Below are 12,887 nucleotides of genomic sequence, written 5' to 3' on the forward strand. Positions count from 1 at the left end.
AAACAAATTTAATACATTTTTTGACCAAACATTAAAAAGTGGCCATATCTTTTTTGGACCTAATCTTAAAAATTTTTTTATAACTTCTGTTTTTTAAACTATTTAAAAGAAATATTATTTTATCTTTATCTGATATTATTGGTTTTTTTATAATTCTGTTATATAAACTTAAATTTAACTAAATATTATATTTAATGAATCAAAACATAGTCTGTTATCTGTACACAAGATTTGATAGTATTCAAAAAATTAATGATTTTACAAAATATTATAAGAAATATAGACCAGGTTTAATACATAAATTAATAATTTGTTTTAAACTATTAAATTTTGAACAGTTAGAAAATGCTCAAAAATCTCTTAAGGGGATTAAATTTGAATCATTTATAGATCCCTGTAAAGATAATGATTGGGATTTTGGTAGTTATAAAAGAGTTGCCAAAAAATATTATGATAAAGATATACTTTTTTTAAACAGTCACTCTTATCCAATATGCCATAACTGGGTGAAAAAATTATTTCTTTATAAAAAAAATAAAACTGTTATTGCAACTAATGCTTCATATGAAAGCATATTAGATTCAATTAAACTTAAATGGCAAATTCATAAAATAATTAGATACATTAATAGAAAACATAAATTTTCTAAAGATTTTAAAAATTTCCCCAATCCACATATGGGCACTAATTCATTTTTAGTTAATTCTAAATATTTTTATAATTATATTAAAAATAAGAGTTTAAAAAACAAATATGAGACACTAAAGGTTGAAAGTGGAAAAAATAGTTTAACCAATTATTTCAAAAAAAAGAAATTTGATATTTTTTTAGTTAATTCTGATGGAAATAAATTTACTGAATCTAATTGGAAATTAAGTGAGACATACATGTATAAGAATCAAAGAAAAAATATTATTTCAGATAAATATACAAGAAGCTACAATGCAGCAAATAAACTTAAAAAAAACATTGCTATGAAAAATACATGGGGAGAGTATGAATAAAAATAAATATTGGGATTTTTTTTACAAAAAGCAAGTTAATAAGATTAACTTAAATTATCCTTCACAATTTGCCACATTTACAGTAGGTGAAACTGAAAATGTTACTACACTTTTAGAATTTGGATGTGGAAACGGAAGAGATGCTTTATTTTTCAGACATCATTTTAGAAAAGTTTATGCATTTGATGGCAGTAATGAAGTCATAAATAAAAACAAAAAATTATATTCAAAAATAAAAAATCTAAAATTTTCAAAATTTAATTTAAATAATGAATTTAATAATTATCATATTTTGTCTTGTAAAAAAAAAACAATATATGCTCGATTTTTTTTACATGCTTTGACTAATATTGAGATTAAATCATTTATTAGCCTATGTTCAGATTTATTGAATAAAGATGAACGTCTATATATTGAATATAGAACTGAAAAAGATAAAAAAAGAAACAAAGAAACTCAAAAACATTATAGAAACTATATTAATCCAAACTTAATTAATAAATTATTAAAGAAATTTAATCTTAAAAATGTATATTTTGTAAAAGGTTTGGGATTTGCTAAATATAAAAATGATGATGCTTTTGTTGCAAGACACATAATAGAAAAATTAGATGTTCAAAAAAAAAATTAAAACATTTAAACAGATATCAACAAATATTTCAGTTGAAGAAAATGAAAATAATTTAATTTATTTTTCCAAATTATTTATCAATGTGGAATACTTTATTTTTTTTGGAACATTGCTCGGTATTACAAGGGATAAGGGCCTTATAGATGGAGATGATGACATAGATTTTTATGTAAATCTTAAAGATCGCTTTAAATTAATCGAAAATTTAAAAAATAATAATATAGAAGTTGATTTAACATTATCTGTTAATAAAAATAATTATTTTTTACAAATAAAAAGAGTTTTTAATAAAAAAATTTTAATCACTGATTTTTATTTTTATGAAACTGATATTGAAAAAAATTTTATTATTGAAAGATGGAATTTTGAAGGTGGTACTCATGATACATCCAAATATTTAAGAATACCAAAAATATTTATTTTTCCGTTAAAAAAAATATTATTTAAATCAGTTGAAATATTTATCCCAAAAGAAAGTGAATTAACTTGTGAATTTTTATATGGAATAAATTGGAAAAAAAAATTAAAAAAAGATAAGGAATACACAATCAAAGTTATTAACGGTAAACCATATCTTTTTATTATTAAAAAATTTTTATTTTTTAAAAAACTTTTCTTATCCCTATAGTATCGATGAATTTTAAATTATGAATAGAATAAATGTGTTAGTTTTTTATAATAATTCATTATATTTTAATTCTATTTAAAGCATTATTTTTAAATAAATTTGCTTCTTTAATATATCTTCTTACCATTTCTGGTGATTTATGACCTGTCATTGCCATAATATTTCTTTCTTCTACTCCAGCTTCTGCAGCTGATGTAGCAAATCCTGATCTAAGGCTGTGACCAGAATAATTATTACTGTTTATACCTGCCAATTGTAAGTATTCTTTAATCAATAAAGCAACTGTTTGGTCTGTTAATCTATTTTCTGATAACTTTGAACCTTTAGTAAACCTTCTAAAAACTGAACCTGAGTTTATTTTTGATATCTCTATCCATTTTTTCAATGATACTACGGGGCAATATTGAGAGTTATCAAAGTAGGGTAGTGCTTTTAAAAACCCTTCACCAAATTGGTCTGTCTTAGACCTCTTTATATTAATTTTTAAACCTTCTGGAACAAAATCCAAGTCTTCGCAGTCTAACGAAACTATTTCATTTCTTCTAAACCCACCTGAGAAACCAATTAGGATTATTGATCTATCTCTAAATTTCTTAATTTCCTGTGTATTTTGTTCATCTATAACATTGATTATTTTTTTTAAACTACTGATTAATATAGGTTTTTTACTTTTTTGAATGCTTCCTTTCCTTCGTTTTATGCCCATAAGGTTTTCAATAATTGATGGATGTTTAGTATCAAGATAATGACCTTTTAACTTATGAATTACACCTATTGATACTAGCCTACGTTTTAGAGTGCTTATTTTAATATTTTTTGTTGATAAATGAGTTAGATACAAAGAAACTATCTTTGGTTCAGATGGTAGAGACATAAATCCATTCTGAGAACAAAACAGTCCAAAGTGATTAAAATCTGATTTATAAGCTCTTACAGTATTTTTGGCTTTCGAGCTTTGTAGGTTTAGTAAGGTTTCTTCTTGTAGTGCTTTTATGTCAGTTATTATATTATTCATAATTTTTACTATTGATAACCATTAATTATCGTTAGTAATATATTAAGTGTTTTTGTTTGTCAATACATATAAATATAAAATAATGATTAGAAAATTAGAGCAAAAAGATAAGGAAAATTGGACTAGATTATATAATGATTATGCTGATTTCTACAAAGTCCCAATGAATACCAGGATTTTAGATAATCTTTGGAGCTGGATTCACGATGATAATCATATTGTTAATGGCATTTGCTTTGAATTAGAAGGTAAAATCGTTGGTATTGCTCATTATAGAACAATGCCAAGACCAATTAAGGGCCAATATATTGGCTTTTTAGATGATCTATTTGTGGAACCGGAGTTTAGGGGTCAAAAAATAGCACAAAAGCTTATTGTTCATCTAAAATCCCTATCTAAAGCTAATAATTGGGATGGAATTCGTTGGATCACCCACTCTTCCAACCAAAATGCCAAGAAATTATATGATAAAATAGCAAATAATACTGGTTTTGAACTATATGAACTTAAAGGGGACTAAGTTTCAGCTAAAAGTCTGGAATTACTTAAAGAAAATACCCAGGGGCAAAGTTAAGACCTACTTGGAAGTTGCTAAAGCCATTGGAAAACCTAAGGCATTCAGAGCTGTTGCTAATGCAGTAGGTAAAAACCCTTATCCTCCCAAAATACCCTGTCATAGGGTGATAAGATCAGACGGAAGTCTTGGTGGCTACTCAGTAAAAGGTGGAATTAGGCTAAAACGTCAATTATTAAGGTCTGAGAAGGTGTTAATAAAATAGAGATTTTAACCTATTAAAAGCATCTAAAAGTCAATAAAATCAATACTTATAGAGCTTTTTTATAACAATAACTAAAAATGTTATAATACACCCTTTAGTTGTACCAGATATGAGATCATGCTAAAATTAAGGTGCTCTATGGACGTTTAAATGGCATATTCTGATAGTGCATTGCTCTATTTTTCAACAATAACAACAGTTTTTTAGTTGTCCAAAAAAGCTCAATTTTAAAGGGTTTTTGACCCCACTTCATATCTGGGCAACATATCATTATATTTTATAGACCTAGGATTGGATATAAACGTTGATATACAATGCTTTTTTATTGATTAGAATAATTTTTAAAAAATTAAACTTTAATTAGATATCATGACTTTAATTTAAAAAAGTATTTATAAATTTTTAACTACGATTATGCTTTTTTCTTCTTATTTTGATAATTTTTTATTATAATAAAAATATAATAATTACAATAGTATAAATACTAAACTTAATCTATTATATTAAGTGTTAGTAAATATAAGTTACCTATATTAAATTCTTTTAACCACTACTTCTCTTCTAGAAATATAAATACCACTTAGCACAATTATAAAGAGACCTAAAAATGTCCAATTATCAGGAAAATCACCAAAGAAATAGTAACCAATAATCACATTAGGAATTATCTCAGTATAGCCTAAAGGAGCTAATTTAGATGCATCAGCGTATTTAAGCGACAATATAAGGAATAAGTGGCCAATGCATGCAAAGACCCCTATTCCAGCCATAATAGACCACTGATTAAGAGTAGGTTTAACCCAAATAAAAGGAATTATCATAGATATTATGATCGCCCCTACTAAACCTGTTAATAAAAGTGTTAATAATGGATTGTCTGAAGTACTTAGCTTTCTTGTAATGATCAAATAAAAACCATACATAACACCTGTTCCTAGGGCAGCAAAACTTGCTAGATTTAATTCTAAAAAACCTGGCCTAATTACTACTAAGGAACCTAAAAATCCAATTATTACAGCTGTCCATCTTCTTAAACCCACCTTCTCACCTAATAAAATGGGTGAAAATGCTGTAACGATTAATGGAGCAATAAAAGCTAATGTTAAAGCTTTAGCTAATGAGATTACAGATATTGAATAAAAAAAACATACATTCGCAGAAAGTAAAATCAAACCTCTAAGTATTTGTAGTTTTGGTTTATCAGACCAAACTAGGTGTTTTTTATAAAAGAAAAACATTATTGGAAGAGTAAATACAACTGTGAAAAAATACCTAGCCCAAGTTATTTGTAGTACTGGTAAATCTGTACTTAAATATTTTGCAAATCCATCCATTACTGGAAGAAACATCCAACCTAATAAGCTAAAAATAATGGCTTTCATAAGCCAATAGATACAGTTTAATTGAAGTACTTTAAAGCAAAGAATACTACTATTGGAATAGTAATAAAAGACATCAATGTTGATGTTACAATTGTACTAGCAATACTATCAACAATTTTTTTAGGCGAATACATCGAACCAACAAGATAATTTAATACAGCACTAGGCATTGCACTTTGTATTAATAAAACACCAGCTGCAAAACCATTTAAATCGAGTTTATTTATTATAAGAATACATATGATTGGACCTAAAATAACACGTCCTAAGGCTAATATGATTGAGTCTTTTAAAGAAAACTTAAACCTTGTTAGGGCTATACCAAGGGACATTAAAACTAAAAATATTGTTGCATATGTTAGAAGAAAAGTGGTGTTTTCAAGAAATACTGGGACATCTAAGTTAAAATAAAGAAATAATATTGATATTATTATTGCATAAACAGGTGGACTTTTAAGAACCACATTAAAAGAAAATTTTTTTTTAGCAAGAAAAACACCCAATGTAAAATGAAACAAAATTATAACAGAGGCTATAGCAGATGCTACGCCAAGCCCTTCAGTGCCATAAGCAAAAAGACAAATTGGTATACCCATATTACCAGTATTTGGTAAAATCATTGGTGGTAGCTCCATACTTAGATCTCTTTTTAAAATAAAAAGAAGTATTAAACCAACTATGGAAAAGCCTACAATCATAACTAAAGCATAGAAGAAGTAGGAGGTAAAAACTGCTAAAGTAATACCTGTGGTAGTTACAGTATAAAAAATCATTGCAGGCGTTCCTATATTACCTGCAAAATTAGTTATGAAATTAGTGTCTATTTTTGGATTTTTTTTCCCCAGGTAATAACCAATACCGATAACAAAAAAAACAGGAAATAAGACTTCAAAAATTTTGGAATATAATTCCATTAATTATGAATTCTAATTAATGTAGGATATTTAAGAATATCTTTATCTTTTTTAAATTTTGCAAGACAGTTATTTGAATTAAGTTCGCTTGTTTTGTGAGTAATAATAACAACAGTAGCTTTATTATTTTTTTTATCTGGTGTTTGAATCATTCTTTTTACAGAAATTTTGTATTGAGCTAACCTGTTAGTAATTCTGGACAGAACGCCAGGTTTATCTTTAACTTCAAATCTCAAATATAAAGAATTAGTATAATTATTGACATTATAACATTTTATGGACTTACGCTTGTTGCTAGGTATTCCAAAGGGTTTTTTAATATCCCCTTTCAAAATTGAAAGTAAATCAGAAAGTAATGATGAAGAAGTAGGTCCAGGCCCAGCACCCTCCCCTTGTAATATACTTTCACCAACAGGTTTACCTTCAAGTATGACAGCATTCATCACACCAGAAACATTACCAATGTAAGAATTTTTACTTACAAGACATGGGTGGACAGTTTCAAATAAACAACCATTAATAATTTCAGAAATACCAAGTAACTTAATACGTAAATTTAATTGGCTAGCAATTTCAATATCTTTTAATTCAATTTTTTCAATTCCTTCCATTAAACATTTATATTTTGAAATCTTAGTATTAAATGCAAGAGCAGACAAAATTCTTACTTTAGCAAAAGCATCAAAACCATTAAGATCTAATTTAGGGTTACCTGGTTCAGCATATCCTAATTTTTGAGCCTTTTTTAAAACATTGGCAAAACTATCTTTAGAATTTCTCATTTCTGATAGAATATAATTGGAAGTTCCATTCAAAATTCCATAAACTTTAGTAATTTTGTTAGTTGCTAGACCCTCTTTAATAGTTCTTAATATTGGAATACCACCAGCAACAGATGCTTCAAATTCAAGATTAACATTATTATCTTCAGCTAATTTAGCAAGATAATCTCCATGTTTTGATATTAGGGCTTTATTTGGTGTAATAACGTGAATTTTATTTCTTAAAGCAGTTTCAACTACTTTTTTAGAAATGCCATCAGACATTCCTATTGCTTCAAATAAAATATCAACTTTATTTAATTTAAAAATATCTAAAGGATTTTTAAAAAAGATATCTTTATTAACTTTAAATTTTCTTTTCTTTTTTATGTTTTTTGCAGAAACAGCTACAATATTAATTCTTTTACCAGTAATTAATTCAATTTCTTTTTTTTTTGTATTTAATTCATTTAGTAAATAATTACCTACTTGACCCAATCCAACTACAGCAATATTTAAATTCATTTCCATTTACTTTTTTATATCAGGATACTCTGTGTTTTTTGAATATTCTTTAAGAAATAATTCAAATTCATTAAAAGACATTCTTTTAAATTCTGTATCTGATAAATTAAAATTCTTAACATTTGTTTTTTTTAAAGTATTATCATTAAGTTCAACTATATTATCGTTTAAATTACATGCCGATAAAATAAATAAACAAATTAATGTAAGATATTTCATTTTAATCCTCTGAATTTATTAAATCCAAATCTAATATTCATATTTTGTATAGCTTGTCCTGCACCACCTTTAATTAAATTATCTATTGCTGATAAGATAATAATTCTATCTTTATACTTAGTTTTGCAAATTGATATATGGCAATTATTTGTATTAATTATATCATTTGTGCTTATTAAAGAATTAGTTTTTAGAATTTTTACAAATCCATTATTGGGATAATGATTAATCAATACTTTTTCTAATTTCTTAATAGTAGAGCCTTTATTAAGCTCTATATAAATGGTGCTTAATATTCCTCTAAACATTGGTGTTAAATGTGGTGTAAAAGTAAAATTTACTTTCTTTTTTGTAAAAGAATTTAATTCTTGTTGTATTTCAGAATTGTGTCGATGAAAACCAACACCGTATGCACTTAAGGATTCATAAAGGTTTTTATTTTTATACTTGTCTTGCACTCCTCTACCTGCACCAGAATATCCAGATTTAGAATCTATAATTATATTATTAACTTTAATTAAATTTTTTTTAATCAATGGAATTAACGGCAACAATATTGATGTTGGATAACAACCTGGGCAGCCAATAATATTAAAATTTTTAACTTTTTCACCTGTAATTTCAGGTAATGAATATATAGATTTTTTAATATTTGAAATTGATCTGTGATTTTGTTTATACCATTTTAAATATAAGGATGCATTATTAAGTCTAAAATCTGCTGCCAAATCAATTAGCACATTATGTTTTAATAAACTATTAGATATAGATTGTGCCTCACCATTTGGTAATGCAGTAAATACCAAGTCTACTTCTTTTAAAAATGATTTATTAAATTTAGTAATCTTTGGTAAATTTTTTGATTTTAATGATTTTTCATAACTGGTAATTTTCTTACCAACAGATGAACTACCACATAAATATTTTATATTAATATTTTTGTGCTTAACTAATAACTTTATTAATTGAACACCAATATAACCAGTAGAACCAGCAACTAAAACATTAAGCTTAGGCATTGTTTATTATAACTATTTTGAAATAAAAAAGAATTATCTTTTCGAGAATTGGAAGCTTCTTCTGGCTTTTTTTCGGCCAGGTTTTTTTCTTTCAACAGATCTTGAGTCTCTAGTATTAAGTTTCTCTGTTTTTAATGTACTTCTTAGCTCTGAGTCAAATAATATTAAGGCTTTTGCAATACCGTGAACCATTGCTCCTGCCTGTCCAGTGTGTCCGCCTCCTGCAACACTACATCTAACATCATATGCTGTTGCTTGATTAATAATTTCAAAAGGTCTTGTGATTTGCATTTTATGGCTACCGCTAGTGAAGTATTCATCCATAGTTCGACCATTAACATAAATTTTACCAGTCCCTTTTTTTAACCAAATCTTAGCAATTGATTTTTTTCTTCTGCCAGTTGCATATTTGCTATCTTTAAAATCTAATTTGATTTTTGGTTTTTTTGATACTGTTTGCGCTGTTTGTTCCATATTAATTTCTAATTAAATTTTTACTATTTAATTTTCCTAAATCTAAAAGTTTAGGATTTTGAGCTGTATGTGGATGGTCTTCACCTGCATAAATTTTAACTTTAGTTAATTGCTTTCTACCAAGAACACCTCCTGGTAACATTCTTTTAATTGCTAATTTTAAAGTCTCTCCTGGTTTATTCTTTTCTAATAATTTTTCAGGAGTTATTTCTTTAATTCCACCTGGATGACCCGTATGTCTGTAGTATTTTTTGTCTTTAAATTTTTTTCCAGTAAATTTTGCATGCTCTATATTTTTAACAACAACAAAGTCACCATCATCCATGTGAGGTGTGTAAGTAGTTTTGTTTTTTCCTCTAACAATCATTGCTATTATAGATGCTAATCTTCCAACAACTGCTCCTTTAGCATCAATTTCAAACCAATTACTCGTTAATTCGCTACTTTTTAAAAATTTAGTCATAGAGCGAGGATTAATACTATTAATAATTATAAAGTCAATTTTATATTTCTCTTGCAATATAGCCATTTAATGGTAATTTTTATTTGCCGATTTGTTCCTATTGCAGGCTAATAATTGCTAAAAAGGATTTTTTACCCACATTTTCGGTAGGCGCATTTGAACTGTATTGTACGCCTTGCATAAAGCAAAAGTACTAAAAAAGGAGTATTAAGATGAGTACAAAAAGACAAAACCCAGAAACTATTGCATTGCATGGTGGTGATTATAGAAGTGATCCAACTACAAAAGCTGTAGCTGTGCCAATTTATAGAACAACTTCATATCTATTTGATAGCACTGAGCATGCAGCCAATTTATTTGGTCTAAAAGAGTTTGGAAATATCTACACAAGAATTATGAATCCAACTAATGATGTTCTTGAAAAAAGACTGGCTGCCTTAGATGGTGGATTAGCAAGTTTAACTGTCTCTTCTGGGCAAACAGCTTCAACCTTTGCTATCTTAAATGTTGCTCAAGCTGGGGATAACATTGTTAGTTCTACAGATCTTTATGGTGGAACTGTTTCATTGTTTACTCATACATTGAGCAAGCTTGGTATTGAAGTTAGATATGCTGATCCAGCAGATCCTAAAAACTTTGAAAAAGCAATAGATGATAAAACTAGAGCTTTTTATGGGGAAACGTTACCCAATCCATATTTAAGAGTATTTCCCATTAAAGAAGTTTCTGATATTGGAAAAAAATATAATATACCATTAATAGTTGATAACACGGCCGCTCCTATCATCTGTAAGCCAATAGAACATGGTGCAGCTGTAGTAGTTTATTCACTTACAAAATATATAGGTGGACATGGTACAGTTGTGGGTGGAGCACTAATTGATGGTGGAAATTTTGATTGGACAGCTAATCCAAAAAGACAACCACTGTTTAATGAACCTGATGCAAGCTATGGTGGCGTAGTTTGGGGTAAGGCAGTTCCTGAATTAACTGGTGCTAATGTATCCTTTGCTGTTAGAGCAAGAGTTACTCTTTTGAGAGATCTTGGAGCTGCATTAGCGCCTGATAATGCTTTTGGAATAATTCAAGGACTTGAAACAGTAGCCTTGAGGATGAAACAACATTGCTCTAATGCTGAAAAAACAGTGGATCATTTATCTAAACATAAAAAAGTTGCTAGAGTAATTTACCCAACCAAATATGAAGGAGATATTGGTAAAAGAGCAAAAAAATATCTTAATGGGGGAAATGGTGCTTTAATAGGAATAGAACTAAAAGGTGGTATTGAGTCTGGTAAGAAATTTATAGAAGCTTTAAAGATGTTCTATCATGTGGCAAATATAGGAGATGCTAGAAGCTTAGCTATACATCCAGCAACAACAACTCATAGCCAACTCACAGAGCAAGAATTAAGTGCTGCAGGAGTTACGCCTGGATATATAAGACTGTGTATAGGATTAGAACATATTGACGATATAATAGATGATCTTGATCAAGCACTTAGCGCTTCATAACAATTCTTTATCGTTTTAAAAAACCTCTTGAGTTTTTATAAATGAGTAAAATATAGGTTGTTAATACAAAAATAGAACCTAACTGGTGTAGTGATGCATACTTTATTTCTACACCAGATATTAATGTAACAATTCCTAATAATATTTGAATAAGTAAAGCTGTATCAAAAAGAATTATATTCTTTATGGCAACTCCTTCTTTAATAAATAAATAGTTAATAATCATAACAAGGATAACAAGCAGATAGGCAGTTGATCTATGTAAAAATTGAATAATAGAAGTATTATAAAATGACTCAGAGGTAAAAAAATCTAATAATAAAACATCATTTGGAAAAAATGTACCATTCATATCTGGCCAAGTATTATAAATTAAACCTCCATCTAAACCTGATAGAAAAGCTCCCAATATAATTTGAATAATAATTAATAAAAAAATAAATAACAAAAAGGATTGTGGAATTTTATAATCTAATTTTTTAATATCAAAAAAATCTAAAATATACCAAAAAATTAAACATAAGATAAAAAGTGCAAGTGATAAATGAATTGCCAATCTAAAATGACTAACATCATTATTTTGTGTTAATCCACTAGTAACCATAAACCAACCTAAAAATCCCTGCAAACATATAAGAAAAAATATCAAAAAATATTTATTAGAATAAAAATTAGAATCTCTATATTTAATCCAAAAAATAATTAAAGGGATTAAGGTGAACAAGCCAACAATACGTGCTAATAATCTATGTGCATACTCCCAATAAAAAATTATTTTAAATTCTTTTAAAGACATTCCATAGTTAATATTTTTATACTCTGGAATTTTCTTATATTCCTCAAAATACATATTCCAATCATTTGAATTAAGTGGCGGCAATATACCTGAGAAAAGCTCCCATGCTGTAATGGATAAACCTGAGTCAGTTAATCTAGTTAAGCCACCTACAGCAACCATAAGAACAATTAGCAAAAATAGTCCTATTAACCATATCTTTAAATATTTTATATAGTTGTCGCTATTTACAAACATAAATTATACTTATAATAATTATTTTAATAACCAATTGATTAAATGTCGCCTACTAATAAAAAAAAACTTAGCCAATTAAGAATAAAACTTGATAAATTAGATAATGATTTACTTAAATTAATCAAAAAAAGATCAATTTTAGTAAATGAAGTTTTAAAAGTAAAAATTTATAAAAAAGAAATAATCGATAAAGCAAGAATAACTTACATACTTAAAAAAATTAAAAAAAAATCAATCAAGACTAAAATTGATCCAAAAATTACAAACAGAATTTGGAAAAATATGATTTGGTCTTTTATAGATTACGAAAAAAGAAACTTTAAAAAGAAATAAACTATTTACTGTGTGGTGGAAGTTTTTTTTCCACAAACATTTCATGTTTTCTAGTAGATGGATTGTATTTTTTAGCAGACAATTTAACTTTAGCTTTTTCACCACCTGCTGGCTTTTTTACATAATAAAAAAAAGGACTATCAGGTTTAGCTTCAGGGACCAATCTTACTTTAACATGTGTTTTTTTTGCCAT

The 12,887-nt window shown here is 27.2% G+C and carries 17 protein-coding genes and 1 riboswitch; of the genes, 7 read left to right on the plus strand and 10 right to left on the minus strand.

Features of this window, described 5'->3' with window-relative positions:
- Positions 1-194: 194 nt before the first annotated feature.
- From AC5SL1_RS03000 to AC5SL1_RS03010, 3 genes are read left to right on the plus strand one after another with little or no spacing between them, the layout of a single operon-like run.
- Positions 195-1,004 (plus strand): hypothetical protein, encoded by an 810-nt coding sequence (locus AC5SL1_RS03000; protein ID WP_494600236.1) that lies wholly within the window; start codon positions 195-197, stop codon positions 1,002-1,004.
- A complete protein-coding gene (locus AC5SL1_RS03005; protein ID WP_494600237.1) occupies positions 997-1,635 on the plus strand; it encodes a methyltransferase domain-containing protein in 639 nt (212 codons plus the stop codon). The genes AC5SL1_RS03000 and AC5SL1_RS03005 overlap by 8 nt, the downstream gene beginning before the upstream one ends.
- The gene (locus AC5SL1_RS03010; RefSeq protein ID WP_494600238.1) at positions 1,616-2,263 is read left to right on the plus strand and encodes a LicD family protein; all 648 of its coding nucleotides are present in this window, start codon (positions 1,616-1,618) and stop codon (positions 2,261-2,263) included. Before AC5SL1_RS03005 ends, AC5SL1_RS03010 begins: the two co-directional genes overlap by 20 nt.
- A gap of 58 nt (positions 2,264-2,321) precedes the next feature.
- Here AC5SL1_RS03010 and AC5SL1_RS03015 read toward each other — a convergent pair whose 3' ends face one another.
- Entirely contained in the window at positions 2,322-3,278 is a 957-nt protein-coding gene (locus AC5SL1_RS03015; protein ID WP_494600239.1) for a site-specific integrase, read from the minus strand.
- A gap of 82 nt (positions 3,279-3,360) precedes the next feature.
- Here AC5SL1_RS03015 and AC5SL1_RS03020 point away from each other — a divergent pair, with 82 nt between their 5' ends.
- Together AC5SL1_RS03020 and AC5SL1_RS03025 are read left to right on the plus strand one after the other, a co-directional pair.
- Complete coding sequence (locus tag AC5SL1_RS03020; protein WP_494600240.1) at positions 3,361-3,798, plus strand: GNAT family N-acetyltransferase; 438 nt, start codon at positions 3,361-3,363, stop codon at positions 3,796-3,798.
- On the plus strand, positions 3,779-4,057 hold the full coding sequence (locus tag AC5SL1_RS03025) for a methylated-DNA--[protein]-cysteine S-methyltransferase (RefSeq protein WP_494600241.1): 279 nt from the start codon (positions 3,779-3,781) through the stop codon (positions 4,055-4,057). The genes AC5SL1_RS03020 and AC5SL1_RS03025 overlap by 20 nt, the downstream gene beginning before the upstream one ends.
- 533 nt (positions 4,058-4,590) lie before the next feature.
- Here AC5SL1_RS03025 and AC5SL1_RS03030 read toward each other — a convergent pair.
- The 7 genes from AC5SL1_RS03030 to rplM are packed head-to-tail and all read right to left on the minus strand — an operon-like array spanning position 4,591 to position 9,814.
- Positions 4,591-5,439, minus strand: coding sequence for a DMT family transporter (locus tag AC5SL1_RS03030; RefSeq protein ID WP_494600242.1), 849 nt, complete (start codon positions 5,437-5,439; stop codon positions 4,591-4,593).
- 17 nt (positions 5,440-5,456) lie between these two features.
- Positions 5,457-6,353, minus strand: a complete 897-nt coding sequence (locus AC5SL1_RS03035) for an AEC family transporter (RefSeq protein ID WP_494600243.1) — start codon at positions 6,351-6,353, stop codon at positions 5,457-5,459.
- The gene (locus AC5SL1_RS03040; protein ID WP_494600244.1) at positions 6,353-7,645 is read right to left on the minus strand and encodes a homoserine dehydrogenase; all 1,293 of its coding nucleotides are present in this window, start codon (positions 7,643-7,645) and stop codon (positions 6,353-6,355) included. Before AC5SL1_RS03040 ends, AC5SL1_RS03035 begins: the two co-directional genes overlap by 1 nt.
- Entirely contained in the window at positions 7,646-7,858 is a 213-nt protein-coding gene (locus AC5SL1_RS03045) for a hypothetical protein (RefSeq protein WP_494600245.1), read from the minus strand.
- Positions 7,855-8,877: an N-acetyl-gamma-glutamyl-phosphate reductase gene (gene argC, locus AC5SL1_RS03050; protein WP_494600246.1), complete on the minus strand. Its 1,023-nt coding sequence runs from the start codon at positions 8,875-8,877 to the stop codon at positions 7,855-7,857. The genes AC5SL1_RS03045 and argC overlap by 4 nt, the downstream gene beginning before the upstream one ends.
- A 33-nt stretch (positions 8,878-8,910) precedes the next feature.
- Complete coding sequence (gene rpsI / locus AC5SL1_RS03055; RefSeq protein ID WP_494600247.1) at positions 8,911-9,351, minus strand: 30S ribosomal protein S9; 441 nt, start codon at positions 9,349-9,351, stop codon at positions 8,911-8,913.
- 1 nt (position 9,352) lies between these two features.
- Entirely contained in the window at positions 9,353-9,814 is a 462-nt protein-coding gene (gene rplM / locus AC5SL1_RS03060; RefSeq protein WP_494600290.1) for a 50S ribosomal protein L13, read from the minus strand.
- A gap of 139 nt (positions 9,815-9,953) precedes the next feature.
- Positions 9,954-10,022, plus strand: a riboswitch (SAM riboswitch).
- A gap of 4 nt (positions 10,023-10,026) precedes the next feature.
- On the opposite strand from rplM, the gene AC5SL1_RS03065 reads away from it, so the two are divergent.
- Positions 10,027-11,328, plus strand: a complete 1,302-nt coding sequence (locus AC5SL1_RS03065) for an O-acetylhomoserine aminocarboxypropyltransferase/cysteine synthase family protein (RefSeq protein ID WP_494600248.1) — start codon at positions 10,027-10,029, stop codon at positions 11,326-11,328.
- A gap of 7 nt (positions 11,329-11,335) precedes the next feature.
- On the opposite strand, the gene AC5SL1_RS03070 is transcribed toward AC5SL1_RS03065, so the two are convergent.
- A complete protein-coding gene (locus AC5SL1_RS03070; RefSeq protein WP_494600249.1) occupies positions 11,336-12,361 on the minus strand; it encodes a COX15/CtaA family protein in 1,026 nt (341 codons plus the stop codon).
- 42 nt (positions 12,362-12,403) lie between these two features.
- Between AC5SL1_RS03070 and AC5SL1_RS03075 the strand changes: the two genes are divergently transcribed.
- The gene (locus AC5SL1_RS03075; protein ID WP_494580730.1) at positions 12,404-12,694 is read left to right on the plus strand and encodes a chorismate mutase; all 291 of its coding nucleotides are present in this window, start codon (positions 12,404-12,406) and stop codon (positions 12,692-12,694) included.
- Between the two features lies 1 nt (position 12,695).
- Here the strand turns inward: AC5SL1_RS03075 and AC5SL1_RS03080 are convergent, their stop codons facing one another.
- Positions 12,696-12,887 carry a 50S ribosomal protein L33 gene (locus AC5SL1_RS03080; RefSeq protein ID WP_006996892.1) on the minus strand — a complete coding sequence of 64 codons (192 nt, stop codon included), beginning with the start codon at positions 12,885-12,887 and terminating at the stop codon, positions 12,696-12,698.

Source organism: Candidatus Pelagibacter sp. PS_10_02 (assembly GCF_059418005.1).

Bases quoted from the DNA above. Each gene is read 5' to 3' on its own strand.
- AC5SL1_RS03015 (WP_494600239.1), bottom strand. From the start codon at position 3,278: ATGAATAATATAATAACTGACATAAAAGCACTACAAGAAGAAACCTTA.
- AC5SL1_RS03010 (WP_494600238.1), top strand. From the start codon at position 1,616: ATGTTCAAAAAAAAAATTAAAACATTTAAACAGATATCAACAAATATT.
- AC5SL1_RS03020 (WP_494600240.1), top strand. From the start codon at position 3,361: ATGATTAGAAAATTAGAGCAAAAAGATAAGGAAAATTGGACTAGATTA.
- AC5SL1_RS03025 (WP_494600241.1), top strand. From the start codon at position 3,779: ATGAACTTAAAGGGGACTAAGTTTCAGCTAAAAGTCTGGAATTACTTA.
- rplM (WP_494600290.1), bottom strand. From the start codon at position 9,814: ATGACTAAATTTTTAAAAAGTAGCGAATTAACGAGTAATTGGTTTGAA.
- argC (WP_494600246.1), bottom strand. From the start codon at position 8,877: ATGCCTAAGCTTAATGTTTTAGTTGCTGGTTCTACTGGTTATATTGGT.
- AC5SL1_RS03040 (WP_494600244.1), bottom strand. From the start codon at position 7,645: ATGGAAATGAATTTAAATATTGCTGTAGTTGGATTGGGTCAAGTAGGT.
- AC5SL1_RS03075 (WP_494580730.1), top strand. From the start codon at position 12,404: ATGTCGCCTACTAATAAAAAAAAACTTAGCCAATTAAGAATAAAACTT.
- AC5SL1_RS03035 (WP_494600243.1), bottom strand. From the start codon at position 6,353: ATGGAATTATATTCCAAAATTTTTGAAGTCTTATTTCCTGTTTTTTTT.
- AC5SL1_RS03070 (WP_494600249.1), bottom strand. From the start codon at position 12,361: ATGTTTGTAAATAGCGACAACTATATAAAATATTTAAAGATATGGTTA.
- AC5SL1_RS03080 (WP_006996892.1), bottom strand. From the start codon at position 12,887: ATGGCAAAAAAAACACATGTTAAAGTAAGATTGGTCCCTGAAGCTAAA.
- rpsI (WP_494600247.1), bottom strand. From the start codon at position 9,351: ATGGAACAAACAGCGCAAACAGTATCAAAAAAACCAAAAATCAAATTA.
- AC5SL1_RS03065 (WP_494600248.1), top strand. From the start codon at position 10,027: ATGAGTACAAAAAGACAAAACCCAGAAACTATTGCATTGCATGGTGGT.
- AC5SL1_RS03030 (WP_494600242.1), bottom strand. From the start codon at position 5,439: ATGAAAGCCATTATTTTTAGCTTATTAGGTTGGATGTTTCTTCCAGTA.
- AC5SL1_RS03000 (WP_494600236.1), top strand. From the start codon at position 195: ATGAATCAAAACATAGTCTGTTATCTGTACACAAGATTTGATAGTATT.
- AC5SL1_RS03045 (WP_494600245.1), bottom strand. From the start codon at position 7,858: ATGAAATATCTTACATTAATTTGTTTATTTATTTTATCGGCATGTAAT.
- AC5SL1_RS03005 (WP_494600237.1), top strand. From the start codon at position 997: ATGAATAAAAATAAATATTGGGATTTTTTTTACAAAAAGCAAGTTAAT.